Source organism: Nocardia carnea (genome assembly GCF_029868855.1).
Classification (GTDB): domain Bacteria; phylum Actinomycetota; class Actinomycetes; order Mycobacteriales; family Mycobacteriaceae; genus Nocardia; species Nocardia carnea_A.
The window spans coordinates 1-16,957 of sequence record NZ_JARWOV010000179.1 but is presented as its reverse complement, the minus strand read 5'-3'; the positions used below and the strand labels follow the sequence as shown (position 1 = coordinate 16,957).

Below are 16,957 nucleotides of genomic sequence, written 5' to 3'. Positions count from 1 at the left end.
TGGATCGAACGGACCTACCACCGCCGACGGAGGCAAACCCGGCTCGGCCGGTTGACCCCGATCGAGTACGAGACGATCATGACCCCAGCAGTAGCCGGTCAGGCTGCATAACCACTGTCACCTGATCGTGCAGCAGCCCCCGATGTCCTGGAGGTGCCGCCATGACTCAGCCGACCGGAAAGTGCCATTCTCACAGCCCCCGGGCTCTCGGCTATCTCCGAACCGATCTCTCTCTCAACCAGACTCACCATGCAGAAGACATCCGCATACTCGCCCGACGCCAGGGACATACGCTGATCTACATCGTGCGGCTCGGTCCCGATTCAGTCCCGGACCCAATCGGTCACGTCCTCGAAATCATCCGCGCCACCGCAACGTCAACACTGATCGTCCCCGACCTCGGCCATCTCGAGAATCACCCTGGCCGCGTCTGCGACACATGCGATCTCATCACAGTTTGTCCGGAACAACTGTGGATGAAAGTCGGCACCAACACTCGTGATGCGAAACGTGAACCCATCTGGTTGCCGGAGGTCTGGCACAGCGAACCCAACACCGGTCTCCGCATCGCCGACGCACACCGAATCATGCAGGCACACCGAGCCTGCAATCCCTTGAACTGCCCGCGCAAGGCAGCCGCTTTCGCGCTCCTCGCCGAAACCGGCAGACTGGTCCCCGCCACCCGCAGCCCCCGTGAGCGAGCAGCCGCACGCGGCCTCCCTTACCCACCGGCCGAACCGACCACCACGAGCTCAGGCCCATCTCTCCCGATTCTCGAACGGTTGCTTGCCGGACTCCTCCAGGCAGCGCGATGAGCGCAGACCCAACCCAGTTTGCGGGCGCAGACGTCCACGTCACCGTCTTCCTACACGGGCTTCGCCTCGAGTATCGAGCGCACCCCACCGCCGCCCATTTCTTTTTCCAAGAGTGGACCGCGCACCACGGCACCCACACAGCCGCAGTCCTCCCCGGCCGCCCCGGCAACCTCCCTCGACTCCCGTGCGAACGCCTCTACCTCGCACCCTGACCAGCGCGCCGCTGTCGTGTCCACCCCGATCCACACTCTGTTAGCCTGAGCAATCGAAGCCGTCGAGGGGGCCCGCCGATGAACCAAAGTGCTATCGATTATGGACAAGCGCAGATCGCCGCATTCGGAAATGCAGCCGCCGCAGGTGAGGTCAGATACGACCCGGACGTAGCCCGCCAAGCCGCCGCCGAGTACCAAAAGCTGATCGTCGGGCTCATAGAGATACGAAATCGACTGCAGACCGTGGCAGATCCGCAGGGCTTCGGTGGCTTCCAATCGTCTACGGAGTTACAGCACGGCTTTGCCCGAAAGACGGTGGACGGCCTGGCTGTCCTCAACCAGCTGATCGAGGGGGCAATGAAGCTTCAGGAAGCGTACTTCCGATCCGGCAACCTCATCACCGAAGCGGACCAGTCGAACGCCATGCTGACCAAGTTTGTCGCGGACAATAGTGGACTCGGAGAATCGTGAGAAGGATGAGATCAGTAGCTGTTCCGGTGCTGCTTGTCGTCGCGCTGACCAGTGCCTGTGGCGACCAGAACGATGAACCTGCCAGTTCACCAGCGACATCTGCCGCTACTACCACGCCGAGCATCGCAGTGTCAGTTCCGCCGACATCGCGTCAGGCAAATATGGGCCGTGCCCCGGTGAACAGTGATCCATGTCGCGAACTCGGGGACGACGTCGTCACCAAGGCCGGATTCGACCCCGGGACACGCCAGCGGATCGATCGGATATTCGATACTTATTCATTTGTCGGGTGCCAATTCGACCACAAGGAGCGTGACCAATTCGGAATGAACTCGCCGACGCGAACGCTCTTTGTGAACTCTACGAACATCACACTCGATGAGTTCCGGGCACGAGAGGGGGAGCGAGCTGAACCGGCTCAGGTGAACGGGCGTAACGCTATCAGCTATCAGAGTCCGGAGGCAGAAGCCTGCTACATCGTCGTCGAGACAGGGGCCGGCACTTTGAGTATCGGAAAGAGTGTCGCCGGAGTTCTTACCCAGGAAAAACCGTGCGATCGGATGCAAGAAATTGCGGAGACAATTGCATCGGCTATGCCTGGCTGAGCGGTTTTCGACTTCGTTGCGCATGCATGATTAGATTCCAAAGTCTTTCGTAATCGACGATCCAAAAGTCGATCAGTCTGTGGTACAGGCCCCCCAACCTCCATCGGTCACGGCGCGTTGTACCCTTCGATATTCGATTGGCGAGATCAGCGTCCGGCTTCTGGCATCAACGGGGAAGGCGGCTGCTGGGTCAGCGGCGAAGGAGCGAAATCTCCACACGGCGGCTTCTCACCGTCGAACGTGTTGGGGCCATTCAAGCCGCCCGTGTAATAAGAGTGACCGACGTTTGTCAGAAGAAAATTAGGATCGCCAGCCGCATCTGATTCCGGGGCAAGCACCACCCTCGGTCGATACCAATACGACGGAGAGGGGTCTGGAACAAGATTCTCCCTGTCATCCTCGGAGTAAAGATACAGGCCTGGCGTATTGTACGAGCAGATCAACACCTCCCATTCCTTCGGGAACTGTTGGCTAGGTGGATTAATAGGGTTGACCGCAACCGCGCGTAGCATTACGCCGCCGGCCTCCAAGAGGCTCCGTGTTTCCTCGAGTTCCTTTTCGGTCGCTTTGAATCGGTCGTGATCCACACGGTCTTTGTATTGCTCCCCTAATTCAGGATTACCTTTGAGGTCTTTTTCGAGAACTACGGTCTCCATGGCAAATTTCGCGACGTCATACGATTCCCCATCCAAAGTCGCTGGGATATCCCAGCGGTACTGAACAGAGGGGTACTCGGTCGGTTGGGAGTCAGATTGAGTAGAACTCGCGCCTGGATCGGAGCACGACGTTATAAAGCAAGCTGTTGCCATGCAGACGAGCACTGAGCGAATAGGATTCGATTTCGAGCCGGAAGAGCTGTTCGTATTCACGAATGAACTACCCATCTCATGAGCCACCTTGCCGCCCTAGGGCGATCTGATAGGACTGGCTGTAGTCTTGGATGTATTGACTCAGTCCTTGGGCTACCACGAAATCCTGGAATTCTGCCCACGCGTTCGCGTTGGCTCGGATCTCTGGCATTCCCAGTGGGCCTGCCTCTGTCTGAAGCTGAGGTGGTAGCGCGCCGGCCGAGTATGCCGCATTCAAAATTGCCTGGTTTGCGTTGTCTACAGCCTCGGCCGCCAATTCTTGCTCACTCGGGCGCTGCTTGAATTCATACTCCCGATCAGCGTCGAGGACCTTCTTGACGGCGTCCTCGACCGTACTACCGGCCTCGATGCCGGTGATTCCCACGGCCGTCTCCACCGGTTTCACAATCCCCACCGCCTGGTCGGCAATTCCGCCGACCACTTGAGCGCCCAGAGTTTTCGCTTGGTACATCGCGTCCGTCGGGTTCAGGAACTCTTCGCCTTCCAACTTGTCTTTGTGGATGAGCGCGTCCCATATCGCGTTGTCGGCGCGGCCGGTAAGAGCACCCACATCACTTGCGGCAAGCTCGCCGGCTACGTTTCCGGGGTTGTCCCGCATGGCTCGGGCCAACTCGTCCAGCCGGTATTGCTCCACGGCGGCTGTCAGGGTCACCCGCCCTTCTTCGGAGTATCCGGCCAGCTGCATCAGCCGGTTTGCCTCCTCACCATTCCACTGGACGCGACCATCAGGATAAACAACACTTTGAGTGAACCCGGCCGGCATGCCTGGGACACTTACCGATTCCAAGTTCGTCGATACGGCACGGCTGATGGCGGCAGACAACTCCGGACTATTCGCGATACCTTCCTTGCTCTTCTCCCATACCGCACCGTCATCCGGTGCGAGCATCGCGCCCAAGCCCATCAGTGCCTCGCGTCCCCGCAGTCCCCGCGGATCATCAGCCGGCAAGGCAGCTTCCTCGGTTATGCGGTTGATCATTGTCGAAGCGGCAGCGCCGTTATCGGACTCGGACCAGTCGTAGCCGAGGAGGCTTCGCACCGTCTCGTCAGGCTTGTAGCCCTCGGGCATTCCTTCGCCCGTCCAGATCTGGTGGCTGGTATCGTCATTCCGTCCCGCAACGTCGAGGAATTGAGCGGCGGCATCATCACGACCAGGCCAATCGAACTGGTCTTGCACCATATCCGACGATTTGAGAACCATCTGAGTCCCGAGCTCTGTGCCGGGCTCGTAGCTTGGATGGGCCTCTCCGAAGAGAGCCGCGAGGGCGTTGGTGTCCTGCCATTGCTTCTGAAGACCGGCGGTCGGACCGCCTGGTACATCGGGCTCGAGTGGGTCGGGGTCGGTGCGCCGGGATTCGAGTAGTTGCCGGACGCTTTCGGGCAACTGCTGGTAGCTACCCGGGTTGGTCAGCGTTCCGTCGGGATTGCGGCCGGTGCCGATGTCCTCATTGCTCACGACCATCAGTCCGTTTGCCAATGTGTCGAGTTGGCCGGCGGCATCGGGATTGCCGGCGGCCTCTTCGGTACGGAGATGTTCACTGAGCGCCAGAATGCCGTCCTTGCCGGCCGCCTGGTACAGACTGCGGTAATACTCTTGAACGTCCGCGGGGAGATTGTCTACTTCGCCGCCTGCCGCGAGCACCCGCAGCTGCTCTTCGGTCAGTGTTCCCTGGGGGAGACGGCCCGCGATTTCTTCGAGAATCTCGGTGTTCTCTTTGTCGGGGAGCGAACCGTTGGCCCATGCCGCAAGTGCTTCGCCGTCTTCCTTGCCTAGTTCACCGGAGTCGTTGGGGGAAACCGAGGTCACCGAAACCCCGTCGCCGATCTGGTCACCCCTGACCCGGACTTCTCGAGTCGCGGTCGTTATCGCGATGCCCACTTCACTGATCGCGTTGGCCAGGCTGTAGTAGGCGGCGTTGATAGCGTCTTGATGGGCATGGACCTTATCGGTGACTGTCTGCTGGTCTCCCTGGGAGAGGCCTGTTCCTGTGCCCGATACGGCCCAATTGTCGGCGACCTGCAGCCGCACAGGACACATCGGGTCGTTCTCGGCTTCGCCCACTTTGCCGAGCAACAGGCGGCGTTCATTTGCCAGCCGCTGATCAGCGCTCCGGAGAGCGGCAGCCACGTCGCGAATTTCCTGGGACAGCTTCCGGCCCTGGTCGTGCTCCTCCGTGAACCGGTCCGATGCCGCGTCGTGTGCCGCTCCCGACCAGTTGGTGCCGGAAAAGTGCGGGAGCATCCGGCCGAGTTCTGTCTCGTAATGCTGTGTGTCGGTTTCGAGTTCGGTCGCCCACTCCGAGAGCTTCGCGGTGTTCCAGGATTCGACCTGCTTACGGGTTGGCATGCTCGCCCCCTCCAGGAATCCGGAAGTCCATCGTGTTCAGTTTGTCTTTGAACTGCTGGTCCGTGGTGTTCATATCCTCGGCGGACTGCCTGACGATCTCCGACAATGCCCGCATCCGCAGGGCTATCCGCAGCCACGCACCCTCGGTGAACTCGCCCGCCTGCGCACAGATCGCTCCGAGGTTGCAGCCCGGAAGCGCCGCTCCGATCTGGTCGCCCGTGGTGCGCACGTCTATCTTGTCGATCTCCCCACCGATGTTGTCCAACGTGTCGGCCAGCTTCTTCAGCTCATCGATATCAGCTTCGAGCATGCGCCGATAACCCCCTCGAACTCTCGGCTCCGTCGGCTCGGACGGTCGTCAACAACAGGTGCGTTCAGACGATATCGGAGCGCTCCAAGCCGGGCCATCGGGAGGTGCGGCGTGGTTCGCTGTGTTAATCTCCGGCCAGCGGGCTTTGCCATGCGCCCGTGAGCGAAGGGGGCTGTGTGAGCGAGCAGGGGTTGCCTGAGATTCTGCTGCCGGGCGTCGGTGACTACATGGCGAATCAGCAATCACAGACCGCTGTGCAGCAGTCCACGAAGGCGCAGGATCGGGTGGCTACCTGGGATTCCGGGCTGGCCGATCTCGGCGCCGGCACCGATCCCGATTTCGTCACCACCCTCGAGCATTTCGAAGGTATGACCCATCAAGCCCTGTATCAGGCGGTGCACGGCGAAGGGGGGATGGACGCGGCCGGTCTGCGGACGTTGCAGCAGGTGTGGCGGGAGAACTACTCGGATCTCCTGAATCTGACGACGTTCAACCGGCTGGGGTTGAACCGGATCTTCTCCGAGGGGCTGTGGACGGGTGCCGCCTCCGACGCCGCGCAGGTCGCTTCGGAACGCTATGCGCTGGCCGCCAACCAGATCGGGCAGGTATTCGCTTCCGTGGCCGACCGTCTCGACGCGCTGGCGTGGTCGGCCGAGGCGCTCCGCGCCGCCGTGCAGCCGCCACCTGGCCCCGCAGTGCTGCTCGCCGACCCGGACGACCCCAGCCAATCGGTGCTACCGGGCCTGGTCAGTCCGGAGTTCTCGGATCAGGACCGAGCGGCCCGGGAAGTGGCGCGGCAAGAAGCAGTGCGCGCCCTCAACAATATTTACAAGCCGACCTATCCACCGGCCGGTTCAGGTGTGCCCACATATGTAACCGTGCCGCAGATGGCCGGTGATACTCCTGGCGTGCCCGGCGGGACGAATCCCGGCACGACTGGGTCTCCATCGACGACATCCGCAACACCGCCCGGTGCACCCACCGAGTCGGGAACTCCAGGGGAGGCGACTCCACCCGGCGGAGACACACCGGCCGGCCTCGACCCCAGCCAACTCGGAGCATTGGAAGGCCTGCTACCGGAAACCGCCACAACACCTGAGGACCCGGCTGCGACAACCCCTGCGGGGGTCGCACCGAGTTCCACAACCATGCCCGGCGGCCCCGGCCTCGGCGCACCGGCACCCACGCTGGACAACCCGGAACAGCCCGGTCGCACAGTAAACAGCCCCGGCGCGCCGGGAGCGCCCGGCACATCGCCCACCCAGCCCGGACCGATGGCGGCCGGGGCTCGAGGCGCGTCGCCGGCCGGTCGTAGCCCGATGATGCCCATGGCGCCGGGTTCCGCAGCGAACCGCCGTCAGGAAGACGACAACGAGCACACTGCTCCGGATTACCTGCGCCGGGTCTACGACGAGTGGACCGAGGGGCTCGCGAACCCGGAGGGCGTGATCGGCGCAGATCCGGCATTCGAGCCGGACCCGAGCGACCGGCTACCCAGGCGGAACACATTCGTAGACGACGAGTTCGACAACTTCGTCGACGATTTCGCGCGCCCGGGAGCGGCCCCGGAGAGTGCGCATGCTGCCCGGGTTACGGCGACGCATACACCGACCAGTTCTGCTGCCCCGCCTGCCTCGTCGAGCTACAGTGCCCCAGCCGTCAACGGTTCGGAAGCATCGCCTGCCGTCGCCGTACATCCTGCCTCATCGACGCCTGCGCCCAGCAGTATCCCGTCCCAGTCGGCAGCCACTCGCAACGAGTCCACAACTCCGCCCCCGCACCAGGCGGATCCAGAAACCGTTCAATCCGAAGACAACGGTTCCTTGTCGGACGCCGCGGAGGCTGACTCCTCGAGCCCTGCCGAACCGGAAGTCTTCACGGTCACCGGCAGCGGCCCGATCATGGACTTCGACACTTCCGGCGGCGATTCACCCCGATGACAGACACTTCACGGCAACGGTGGGTACTCACGCCGGACGAATTCGCGTGGGTGTGGGCGGAAACAGGCAGCGATGTCCATCCGGATCCGATCAGCATCATCGAGTCACCCACGACCGAAGACGAATACCACCTGCTGACCCGAGAGATCAGCGTCCGCTACCCGCGTGGGGGCACCCCCGAACTGATTGGGGCGCTCCGAATTCTTGCCGAACCTGAACTGCGGATCATCGGCACCGGCTACTCGCACCGATTCCCTGAGAAACGCCTGCGAGTGGTGGCTGCGGCGGTAGGAGAATCCGGAGCGGTCGCTGTCCAGCGTTCAGGCCCGACCGCGGAAGCCGGCGGTGACATCCAGGTGCTTGCCACCACGCGAGCAATGCTGGCTCGCCATGTCGCGGCGGCGATGCCGCCGAACACAGCGGGACCAGCGGAAAGGATGGTCGGCTACACGCCGCGGATCAGAGGTGACGAACCACCGACGACCTATTTTCGGGACAGCGCCGGGCGACCACCGATCGAGGAACGCATCCGCGCCTTCCTACGCGCACCGCGGGCAGCAGAAGGCCACTTCACCACCGCAACCCACGTGTCACGTGGCGGCCCGCCGACTTATCTCAGTTGGGTCGATATTCGGGAAGATCGCCCTGCGGCGGGTCGATACCTGATATCCGTCGACGAGAACCAGACGACCGTGTCCCCGGCGGCCCGCGAGGATGTCCAGCGCCACCTCGCCGGGCGGGCATCTGTGGCGTAGGACTGCGGGCAGTCGGCCGCGCGGTGCGGCCCCCGCTACAAGGGATGATCGATAATCTGGAGGAAGGTCTTAAGTAAGGAACCCTGTGACCTTTCAGTTCTGGCCACAGGATCAGGTGCCAGCCGGCCGAGGAATGCCCAGCCACCGGCACAGGCATTGAACTTCTGATCAGCCAAGTAAGGGAGTTCGACTGATCAGCCAGAGATTGAAGCAGACGTGCTGAACTGTGCTGGATCCTTTCATCAGCGGACCAGAATGTCTGCTTCTGGCTTGGCCGGCAATCGTCTCGCGGCGATGCTTCCCGCACATCGCACTGCAGCCCGCAGTGACGCCGCCGCTTTGGTTCAACGGGGATCGTAGAGGCTGTCTTGCCTGCTTACGAACCTGCGGCTCTCGGTGCTATGGAGTTTCTGTCCCCCTATAGGTTGTGTCGGCCGCGCCGGCTACGATCTTTCGATGTCTTCGAACGCCGTAGACCGCGGCTTGTCATACGACGCCGTACCTCCCGAGGAGGTACGGATGATCGACCTCTTCGCTGGTCCGGGCGGTTTGGATGTTGCGGCGCGCTGGCTCGGGATCCCATCGGTGGGGATCGAGGTAGACGAGGATGCCTGCATGACCCGAGTAGCTGCGGAGCTCGGGACTCGTCATGCGGATGTTTGTGATCTGACGCTTCTGAAGGAGTTTCCTCGTGCGGATATTCTGACCGGTGGGCCGCCGTGTCAGACATACTCTGTCGCCGGCGCCGGCGCGGGTAGGAAGGCACTAGATCGTGTGTTGGGTCTCGTCCGGCGCATGGATGCCGGTGACGACGTTATCGGAGATCTCGAAAGTCTGGATGATCCCCGGACCGGCTTGGTGCTGCAGCCGCTGCGGTGGGCGATCGAGGCGATGAAGAACGACCGGCCTTTTCAGACGATCGTACTGGAGCAGGTTCCAACCGTTCTGCCGGTGTGGAAGGCAATGGCGTTGGTGTTGAGGAAGCGCGGCTACGACGTGGCCGTGGATGTGCTTCGCACTGAGCAGTTCGGGGTGCCGCAGACGCGTCGGCGAGCGATCTTGATTGCTCGCCGCGACGGAGCTGCGCGTCTTCCTGCCGAGACTCACCGCCCGTACAACAAGCGAGTTCGGCGCAAAGACGGTGATCAGAGTTTGCTGCCATGGGAGACGATGGCCTCTGCTGGTCTGCCGAAGCGGCCGAAGGAGTTCGTAGTTGTATCCAACTACGGTACGGGCGGAAATCCGAAACTGCGTGGTCGGCGAGAGTCAACTGAACCGTCGGCGACGATCACGGGCAAGGTCCGGCGCAATCGTGTGGTCGCCAAAGGGGCGGATCTCGAGCGGTTCGAGCCGAGGGAGGCGGGCCGTCTGCAGACCTTCCCGCTCGACTATCCATGGCGGGGGCTGGATCAGTACCAACAGGTCGGAAACGCGATTCCGCCTCGACTCGGCGCACACATATTGGCGATCGCGGTATACGGGATGCGGCCCCGTGCCGTGGATCTGGACACAATGATCATGAGTGGCTGGAAGATTGCTGTGGAGGGTAAGTGTTCGCTGGAACTCGAGGCGTCGGACGGGCGTAAGGGGCTCGAGTTCGGGATGGGCGATGGGCTGCCGCTGTGGGGCGTCGACCTGGACCCTGTGGACGAGAGCGGTAACAGGGCGGCGCTCCAACTCTGAAGCGGAATTGTTTCGCTTAAATCGAATGCACGTTCGGCTGTCACTCCCGGTGTGTCGGTGTTATGTATCGGATGATAGACGCTGCCGCGGTTGATGTTCGATGTAGTACGGCTTGCCATCAGCTTTGTTCCAGCAATCTCTCGCAGGTTGACTCAGGTGAGATTTCCGGTTTTTTGTAGTAAAACTCTGGCACTATTCGAGCTATCGAGGTGTAACTGAAGGTCGTCCGATGGCGATCAAACTGGGCAGGCATCCTCGGTCGGCAGTCCGGGAGGGATTGCCGTGCCTTAGCAGATGATGCGCACCGACGAGGAGCGGTGGGCCCTATGGCAGCCCCGGGCATGAGATGTATCGATGTGATCGGAGAGGTTCCGAACCGATCGCGGCGAGGCGTGAGGTGCGAGAACATAGGAACCGCGTCCAATCAAGATCGAGTAGGGGGTATCGGTGAGCGACCTGACCGACGACCAGTTCGAAGACCAGTACGAGGCGTTCAAGTCGTACCTGAATCAGGACACGCCCGTCGCGGCGATCAGGAAACTTGCGCTGTTCGCGCCGCCTGATCTGATCAATCGCATTCAGGAGCGCTATGAGCGGGACATGGTGCGGATCACCCAGATGCAGGAACCCCGCGCGGTTGTTATCGACAATTACGAGACGTGGTACACCGGTCCGCACTCGGAGGATCGGTTATGGCCTGCCTTGGTTAAGGATCTGCTCCAGCAGGGCTGGGCAATGGACCCCGCGATCGATAGCCTCGACGACTCTTCCACTCGGATCGTTTCGTTGCTGCGTCATCCGCGGGAGGATGAGTTCTCGACGCGGGGACTCGTGGTCGGCTACGTCCAGTCCGGCAAGACCACGAACTTCACCGCGGTAATGGCCAAGGCTGCCGACCGTGGGTACAAGCTGTTCATCGTGCTCGCCGGGATCCACAACGGTCTGCGTCGTCAGACCCAAGCCCGGCTGATCGAGCAACTGGTCCGGCCTAACCCCAGCGTCTGGTCGCAGATCACCGATCTGGATCACGACTTCCGACCCACTGCGAACCCGGCCAGCTTCTTCGGTAAATCGAATAAGACGCACGTGCTGTGTGTGGTGAAGAAGAACGCCACGGTGCTGCGGAAGCTGGTGAAGTGGCTGGGCGATGCTTCGGATTACCTTGCTGATTGCCCTGCATTGATCATCGACGACGAAGCCGATCAGGCCACCGTGGCCACCCGGTCGATCAACCCGCTGATCCGGCAGATCATGAACACGCTGCCGAAGTCGGCCTATGTCGGATACACGGCCTCGCCGTTCGCCAATCTACTGATCGACCCCGCGGCCGACGATCTCTACCCCAAGCACTTCATCGTGAACCTGCCCAAGCCGGAAGGGCACTTCGGAACCGAAGTGCTGTTCGGGCGTTATGCCTTGGACGGCGAAGATCCGAACGACGTCGACGACGGGTTCGACATGATCCGCACGGTGCCGGATTCCGATGTCGAGCTCGTGCGGCCGAAAACCAAGGCCGAGGCGGAGGAGTTCATACCGGTCGTCACGGAGACGATGAAGAATGCGGTGCAGTACTTTTGGCTGACTACCGCGGCGCGTCGGGTACGAGGCACTGGAAACCCGCACTGCACCATGCTGATTCACACCAGTGTGCGTACCGCGGTGCACAACAGCTTCTGGGCGCCTCTCGAAGCACTCCGCGCCCGTACGCTCCGTGACTTGGAGGGAGTGCGACATGAGCTGGAGCGGCTGTGGACCAGCGAGACGCGGCGGGTCCCGGCCGAGTCGTTCGGTGAGCGCTCCGTTGACTTCGCCGACCTCTTCGAAGAATTGCCGCAGGTGCTGCGTGATTGCCGCGTGATCATGGACAACTCGGAGAGCACTGACCGCCTGGACTACGAGAACGGTCCGGTTGTGGCGATTGCGGTCGGCGGCAATACCTTGTCCCGAGGGTTGACGCTCGAGGGTTTGTCTGTCTCATATTTCGTCCGCTCGGTCTCGACCTACGACACGCTGCTACAGATGGGCCGTTGGTTCGGCTATCGGAAGGGTTATGCAGACCTGCCGCGGATCTGGATGACCGCGGAGCTCGAGGACTGGTTCCGGCATATCGCCACGGTAGAGACCGAGATGCGCCAAGACATCGACGTCTATATGACCGAGGGCAAGACGCCTCTGCAATTCGCAGTGCGGTTACGGACCCACCCAGCACTGCGGGTTACGGCCGCCGCCAAGATGAAGGATGCGGTGACGGCAGCCTCATCCTATGGCGGTAAACGTGTCCAAACCCGTTACTTCCGGACCGAGCCCGAATGGCTCCGAATGAACCAAGCCGCGGCGACCGAGCTGGTGACCGCGGCCATCGCCAAGGGACGGCCGGAGGGTGGCACGGCTGACGGTCGCTACCTGGTCAGGGATGTGTCCAGCGACCTTGTCCTTCGCTTTCTCCGCGAATACCAGTTTCATGAGAAATCCCAGGAATGCGACGCGGGACTCATACGCGCCTATATCGAGAAGCGCATCCGCAATGCCGGAGCCCTGCGTCGCTGGAATGTGGCAATCGTGGGTAACCCGGCGACCGGTGACGGTAGGGACTTCGAGTTCGCTCCCGGAATTCAGGTGGGCCGGATCACCCGGTCTCGTTTCGGCGACCCTCAGCCGGGGTTTGCTGACATCAAAACCCTGATGAGCCGCCGCGATGCCGCTATAGACCTGGGCGGCGAGACCACAGCCCTGACCGAAGCCGAGATAAAGAAGCAGCGGGTCCTGCAGTTGCCAGAGGTTGGTCTGCTTGTGCTGTATCCGATCGATCGGGTGTCAGAGCCCGCGTCGTCGAAGCGAGTCAAGCGTTCTGCGCTGAATGCCCCCGAACATGTGATCGGCGTCGGTCTGGTGTTCCCCGAGCCCAAGGACGAGGACAGTCGCGTCTCCTGGGAATCGAGCTATATCTCGGCGGATTTGTCGGGCATCGACATCGAGGAAGAGGACTTCAGCTTGCTGGAGTCCGAGGAGGAATCGGCGTGACAGCGCCTGCCTGGGTTTCTCAACCATTTCCGCCCGAGGGCGCGAGTGCGGCGGAGGGAATCCGGAATCAACTGGGCAAACCAGAACTGGACCGGCTCACGATCCTGGTCCGGGAGTCGGCGCAGAACAGCTGGGACGCCCGGATCGGTGAAGGTAACTCGGTCGACTATCGAATCGATTTGAAGACAGTAGGAGCTGCGGACGCCCCCGCTTGGCGGGACAATCTGTTGCGCAAGGCGCCGGCGAAACAGCATCTACCGTTGCGCGAGTCGCTGCAGAAGCCACTCTTACGTGTGCTCGCCATCTCTGACCGGGGAACCAAAGGCCTCGGAGGACCTACCCGGGCCGATACGGTCACTGACCGGGGTCGAGACTTCGTCGCGTTCATGAGGAATATCGGAGAACCCCGCGACCAGGCATTCGGAGGGGGAACGTACGGGTTCGGTAAAGGCATCCTCTACCTGACATCTAAAGCCGGCACGATCCTCGTGCACACCCGCTGCCGGTACGAAGGTCGATACGAGACACGGCTCATGGCAGCTTCGCTATGGAAAAGCTACGACAACAAGGAACCGGACGGGGACCGTCGCTATACCGGCCGTCACTGGTGGGGCGATGTCTCCGGGGATGTCATCGAGCCAATGGTCGGTCCGGCGGCGGACGCGATGGCGACCAGGCTGGGCCTACAGCCGTTCGGACCGACCGAGACCGGGACCACCGTGGTCATCATCGATCCCGACCTCGAGGGAAGCGAGCCGGCTGAGGCGGCCGAATACCTGGCGGAAACCATTGCCTGGCATCTGTGGCCGAAGATGCTGCCCGCCGTGGGCGGCACTCCGCCGATGCGGTTCACCGTCACATGCGATGGCATCACGTATCCCGTTCCTGATCCCGCCGCGATGAAACCGCTCCGAATGTTCGTCAACGCCTATCAGAAGATGCAGAGTATCGAGGGGGACGAGCTGCGCTGGCGGAATACGCGATTGCTCGGGCGACTCGGTCTCAACCGAACCATGGCCCCGCGTTTCAAGGCTTCCGATCCGGCTCGGGCCGCGGGTTTCGAGGACGGCTTGGTACACCACATCTGTCTGATGCGGCCTGCCGAGCTGGTGGTCAACTATTGGCCCGGTCCGAAGCCGGCCGGTGAGGTCGTCGCCTATGCAGGGGTGTTTCGTGCGGACGAGTCCATGGACGAGACGTACGCGGCGGCCGAACCTCCGACTCACGATAGCTGGAACCCGCAGTCTCTCGACTATCCGAACAGCTCGTATGTGCGCGTGACCTTCCAGCGCTTGAAAGAACGCATCGACGCGGTAATCGGTCTGTATGGAAAGGGAAACGTCGAGGTTGCCCAGGTATCGCTGGGGGCAGCGAGCGAAAAGCTATCGCCCTTGATCGGCGGTGCATGGGGCATAGGTGCGGCGACGGATTATGGGCGTCCGGGCGATACGAAGACACTGATGAAGCGAAAAACACGTAGGCGCCGTCCGTCTGGGGCGCCTACCGAGGATATCGAGTCGACCGCCAATGAACTCGGCCCAGCAGACGGTAGTAGTGGGGCTACCGCCGGCGGACACGATACTCAGCGCAAACCGGTGCAACGTCGTCCGAAGATCGAGTATGTGACCGACGCCTACGTCGACGACTTCTGGGGAAACCTCGTGGTCGTTCAAGAGTTCAGGCTGCCGGTGAAGATAGTCCAGCGGGTCACCGCGGACCTCGCGGTTGCGTTGACCACCGACGGCGGCCTGGAGAACGATCCTCCCGCCGGCGCCGAGAAGCCCGGATTGGTCGGCTGGGTGGATCCGGACGGGGAGCTCCACGAGACGCCCAGTTACGTGATCGAGGGCGGTAGCGGCGAGGTCTGGAAGGCCATTGCAAAGCCGGCTCCGGATACCATGACCGATATCGTTCTGTACGCCAAGGCGGTGGAACCCTGATGGCGCAGCGTGTGTTGCCTTTCCGGACCCCTTCGGAAGACGTTGTCCGAGCCGGTGAATGGCTACTTATCGTCGACGGTGACGAGATACCCCTGCCTGAGTCCTACCCGAACTGGGATTACCAGACGAATTTGCAACTGCGAAGGTCGGTGGAGGTGGACCAAGCGAGAGCGCTCGCCGAATCCGGACTCCCATCGGGCACAGATTTGATACTGGCCGCGGTGTGGACCTCGACGGGTTCGCGACTACGCGGCACCGCGATGAGAGTGATCGTGCCGGACCACGGTGCGGTCGAACTGCGTGCCGAATTGCCTGGCTGTGAACTCGGTGGTCTTCTCCAACTGGACACTGTGCTGGCCCTGTCGCAGCGACGACACGGCAGTGATCGTCCCGTGGCACCACGTCGCGCCGGCTCTGTCATGTGGTCGGACCGAGCGCAGATCCGTTTGCAGGGAGACGCACCACAATTTCCGATCGCGATCGTCGACTTCGCCAAAACAAACTATCCACAGGGCGCCGCCTGGCACCTCGAGATCGGTACGAATCTCGAAGCCGCCACGATGGGCTCGCTGTTACTCCTGGTGAACGAACGGCACGCCATGATCACCGAGGCACTGCAGCCGGCCGGAAAGCCCTCACCACAGGACCAACTGGCTCTGGCGATTCTGCACGCCGATGTTGCCAGGACGATGGTCGACTTCGCGCTACGGCATACCGAATTCGAGGACATCGACTATCCCGACGATACAATCGGCGCCACTCTCCAAGAACTACTCGGCCGTCTCTTCCCCGGTCGATCGCTGACCGACATACGGCTCCGCGCCGAGCACTCGCCGAATGTATTCGCTGCTGAACTGCAGGACGCCGTCAAGATTTTCGAGGGAGTCGGCTGATGTTGCTCTATCCCCGACTGCTTCCTTCTCGCGCGAAGGTGCTGGCAACCGAATACCGATTGCTCGAACCTGCCGATCTTTTGGCCCGGTGGACGACAGGTGACGAATCCGCTGTGTTCGTGGCGACCGGTGGAACTCGGGTCAACGAGGACAAACTCCAACACCTTCGGGAGTTGGTCGTCGACCTGGCCAAAGAGTCCGGGTTTCCGGCGGAGCACTCGGTCGACCAGCGAAGCGACTTCGACCTGAAGCTGGCCAGAATGCTCCACCAGGAGATGCGTATCGCCCCCGCTGAGGCCGCGGCAGGCGATGTGTGGGCATTCATCGCTCTCGTTGTGCTACCCGATGTTTCCAAGTGGCGGTACCCGAGCCTGGTAGGGGACCGGGTCCTCGGCACAGACCTCACGCGCCATGTATTCGGCCGGATGTGGTGGCGAGCGCAGCTGGTCTACACACCTTCCGATCCCGATCCATACGCCGCCCTGCATGTCCTCGGCGAGGCTGCCTTCGATCAGATCTATGCCCGCCGTAACGCACTGGGTGGCAGCCCACACCTGATCAAGTCGATACTTCGGGTTTGGAATGCCTTGGATTTCAAGGCGCTCCCGGAGCGGGATATTCTCCGGGATTTTCTCAAGCGTCTGCTTCGCTTGGCCCCATTGGTGTCGTTCGACGCTTTGGACGAGACGGCCTTGCAGGAAGAACTCATGAACGTTGCCCGGGAGGCTATCACCGGTGTGCTGATCACGGTGGGGGTGGAACCGGAAGAAGCGCATGTCCGCGCGATTCGCGCCCATACAGCTTCGCCGAAATAATCGCAGCGCAGCGTTTTCCAGCGAGAAGGTGGTCCACGATCGACGGAGCAACCGCATGGTTGGCGATAGGGTGACAACGTGACCCGGGCGGTGGTTTTCGATGTTGGGGAGACGTTGGTCGACGAGTCCCGCGCGTACGGGGGGGCTGCTGCACGATCAGGTGACAGTGGTTATGCAGCCTGACCGGCTACTGCTGGGGTCATGATCGTCTCGTACTCGATCGGGGTCAACCGGCCGAGCCGGGTTTGCCTCCGTCGGCGGTGGTAGGTCCGTTCGATCCA

The 16,957-nt window shown here is 61.9% G+C and carries 13 protein-coding genes; 10 read left to right on the top strand and 3 right to left on the bottom strand.

Annotation, left to right across the window (positions count from 1 at the left end; all coding sequences use genetic code 11):
- Positions 1-161 precede the first annotated feature (161 nt).
- From QH195_RS16150 to QH195_RS16140, 3 genes are all read left to right on the top strand, one after another.
- Positions 162-815 carry a hypothetical protein gene (locus QH195_RS16150; protein ID WP_280435981.1) on the top strand — a complete coding sequence of 218 codons (654 nt, stop codon included), beginning with the start codon at positions 162-164 and terminating at the stop codon, positions 813-815.
- 290 nt (positions 816-1,105) lie between these two features.
- The gene (locus QH195_RS16145) at positions 1,106-1,498 is read left to right on the top strand and encodes a hypothetical protein (protein ID WP_280435980.1); all 393 of its coding nucleotides are present in this window, start codon (positions 1,106-1,108) and stop codon (positions 1,496-1,498) included.
- A 5-nt stretch (positions 1,499-1,503) separates the two neighbouring features.
- A complete protein-coding gene (locus tag QH195_RS16140; RefSeq protein WP_280435979.1) occupies positions 1,504-2,103 on the top strand; it encodes a DUF3558 domain-containing protein in 600 nt (199 codons plus the stop codon).
- A gap of 146 nt (positions 2,104-2,249) precedes the next feature.
- On the opposite strand, the gene QH195_RS16135 is transcribed toward QH195_RS16140, so the two are convergent.
- Genes QH195_RS16135 through QH195_RS16125 form a run of 3 tightly spaced genes read right to left on the bottom strand, consistent with a single transcriptional unit; the run spans position 2,250 to position 5,629 of the window.
- A complete protein-coding gene (locus tag QH195_RS16135) occupies positions 2,250-2,987 on the bottom strand; it encodes a hypothetical protein (RefSeq protein ID WP_280435978.1) in 738 nt (245 codons plus the stop codon).
- 1 nt (position 2,988) lies between these two features.
- Complete coding sequence (locus QH195_RS16130; RefSeq protein ID WP_280435977.1) at positions 2,989-5,319, bottom strand: hypothetical protein; 2,331 nt, start codon at positions 5,317-5,319, stop codon at positions 2,989-2,991.
- Positions 5,306-5,629, bottom strand: coding sequence for a hypothetical protein (locus QH195_RS16125; RefSeq protein ID WP_280435976.1), 324 nt, complete (start codon positions 5,627-5,629; stop codon positions 5,306-5,308). The genes QH195_RS16130 and QH195_RS16125 overlap by 14 nt, the downstream gene beginning before the upstream one ends.
- 176 nt (positions 5,630-5,805) lie before the next feature.
- On the opposite strand from QH195_RS16125, the gene QH195_RS16120 reads away from it, so the two are divergent.
- The 7 genes from QH195_RS16120 (at position 5,806) to QH195_RS16090 (ending at position 16,676) form a co-directional block, all read left to right on the top strand.
- On the top strand, positions 5,806-7,569 hold the full coding sequence (locus QH195_RS16120; protein WP_280435975.1) for a hypothetical protein: 1,764 nt from the start codon (positions 5,806-5,808) through the stop codon (positions 7,567-7,569).
- A complete protein-coding gene (locus tag QH195_RS16115) occupies positions 7,566-8,324 on the top strand; it encodes an ESX secretion-associated protein EspG (protein WP_280435974.1) in 759 nt (252 codons plus the stop codon). The genes QH195_RS16120 and QH195_RS16115 overlap by 4 nt, the downstream gene beginning before the upstream one ends.
- A 519-nt stretch (positions 8,325-8,843) precedes the next feature.
- Entirely contained in the window at positions 8,844-10,007 is a 1,164-nt protein-coding gene (locus QH195_RS16110) for a DNA cytosine methyltransferase (RefSeq protein ID WP_280435973.1), read from the top strand.
- A gap of 447 nt (positions 10,008-10,454) precedes the next feature.
- The gene (locus QH195_RS16105; protein WP_280435972.1) at positions 10,455-13,028 is read left to right on the top strand and encodes a Z1 domain-containing protein; all 2,574 of its coding nucleotides are present in this window, start codon (positions 10,455-10,457) and stop codon (positions 13,026-13,028) included.
- The gene (locus QH195_RS16100) at positions 13,025-14,968 is read left to right on the top strand and encodes a hypothetical protein (RefSeq protein WP_280435971.1); all 1,944 of its coding nucleotides are present in this window, start codon (positions 13,025-13,027) and stop codon (positions 14,966-14,968) included. The genes QH195_RS16105 and QH195_RS16100 overlap by 4 nt, the downstream gene beginning before the upstream one ends.
- A gap of 155 nt (positions 14,969-15,123) precedes the next feature.
- Entirely contained in the window at positions 15,124-15,861 is a 738-nt protein-coding gene (locus QH195_RS16095; protein WP_280435970.1) for a hypothetical protein, read from the top strand.
- 38 nt (positions 15,862-15,899) lie between these two features.
- On the top strand, positions 15,900-16,676 hold the full coding sequence (locus QH195_RS16090) for a DUF6339 family protein (RefSeq protein WP_280435969.1): 777 nt from the start codon (positions 15,900-15,902) through the stop codon (positions 16,674-16,676).
- The last annotated feature ends 281 nt before the right edge of the window (positions 16,677-16,957 follow it).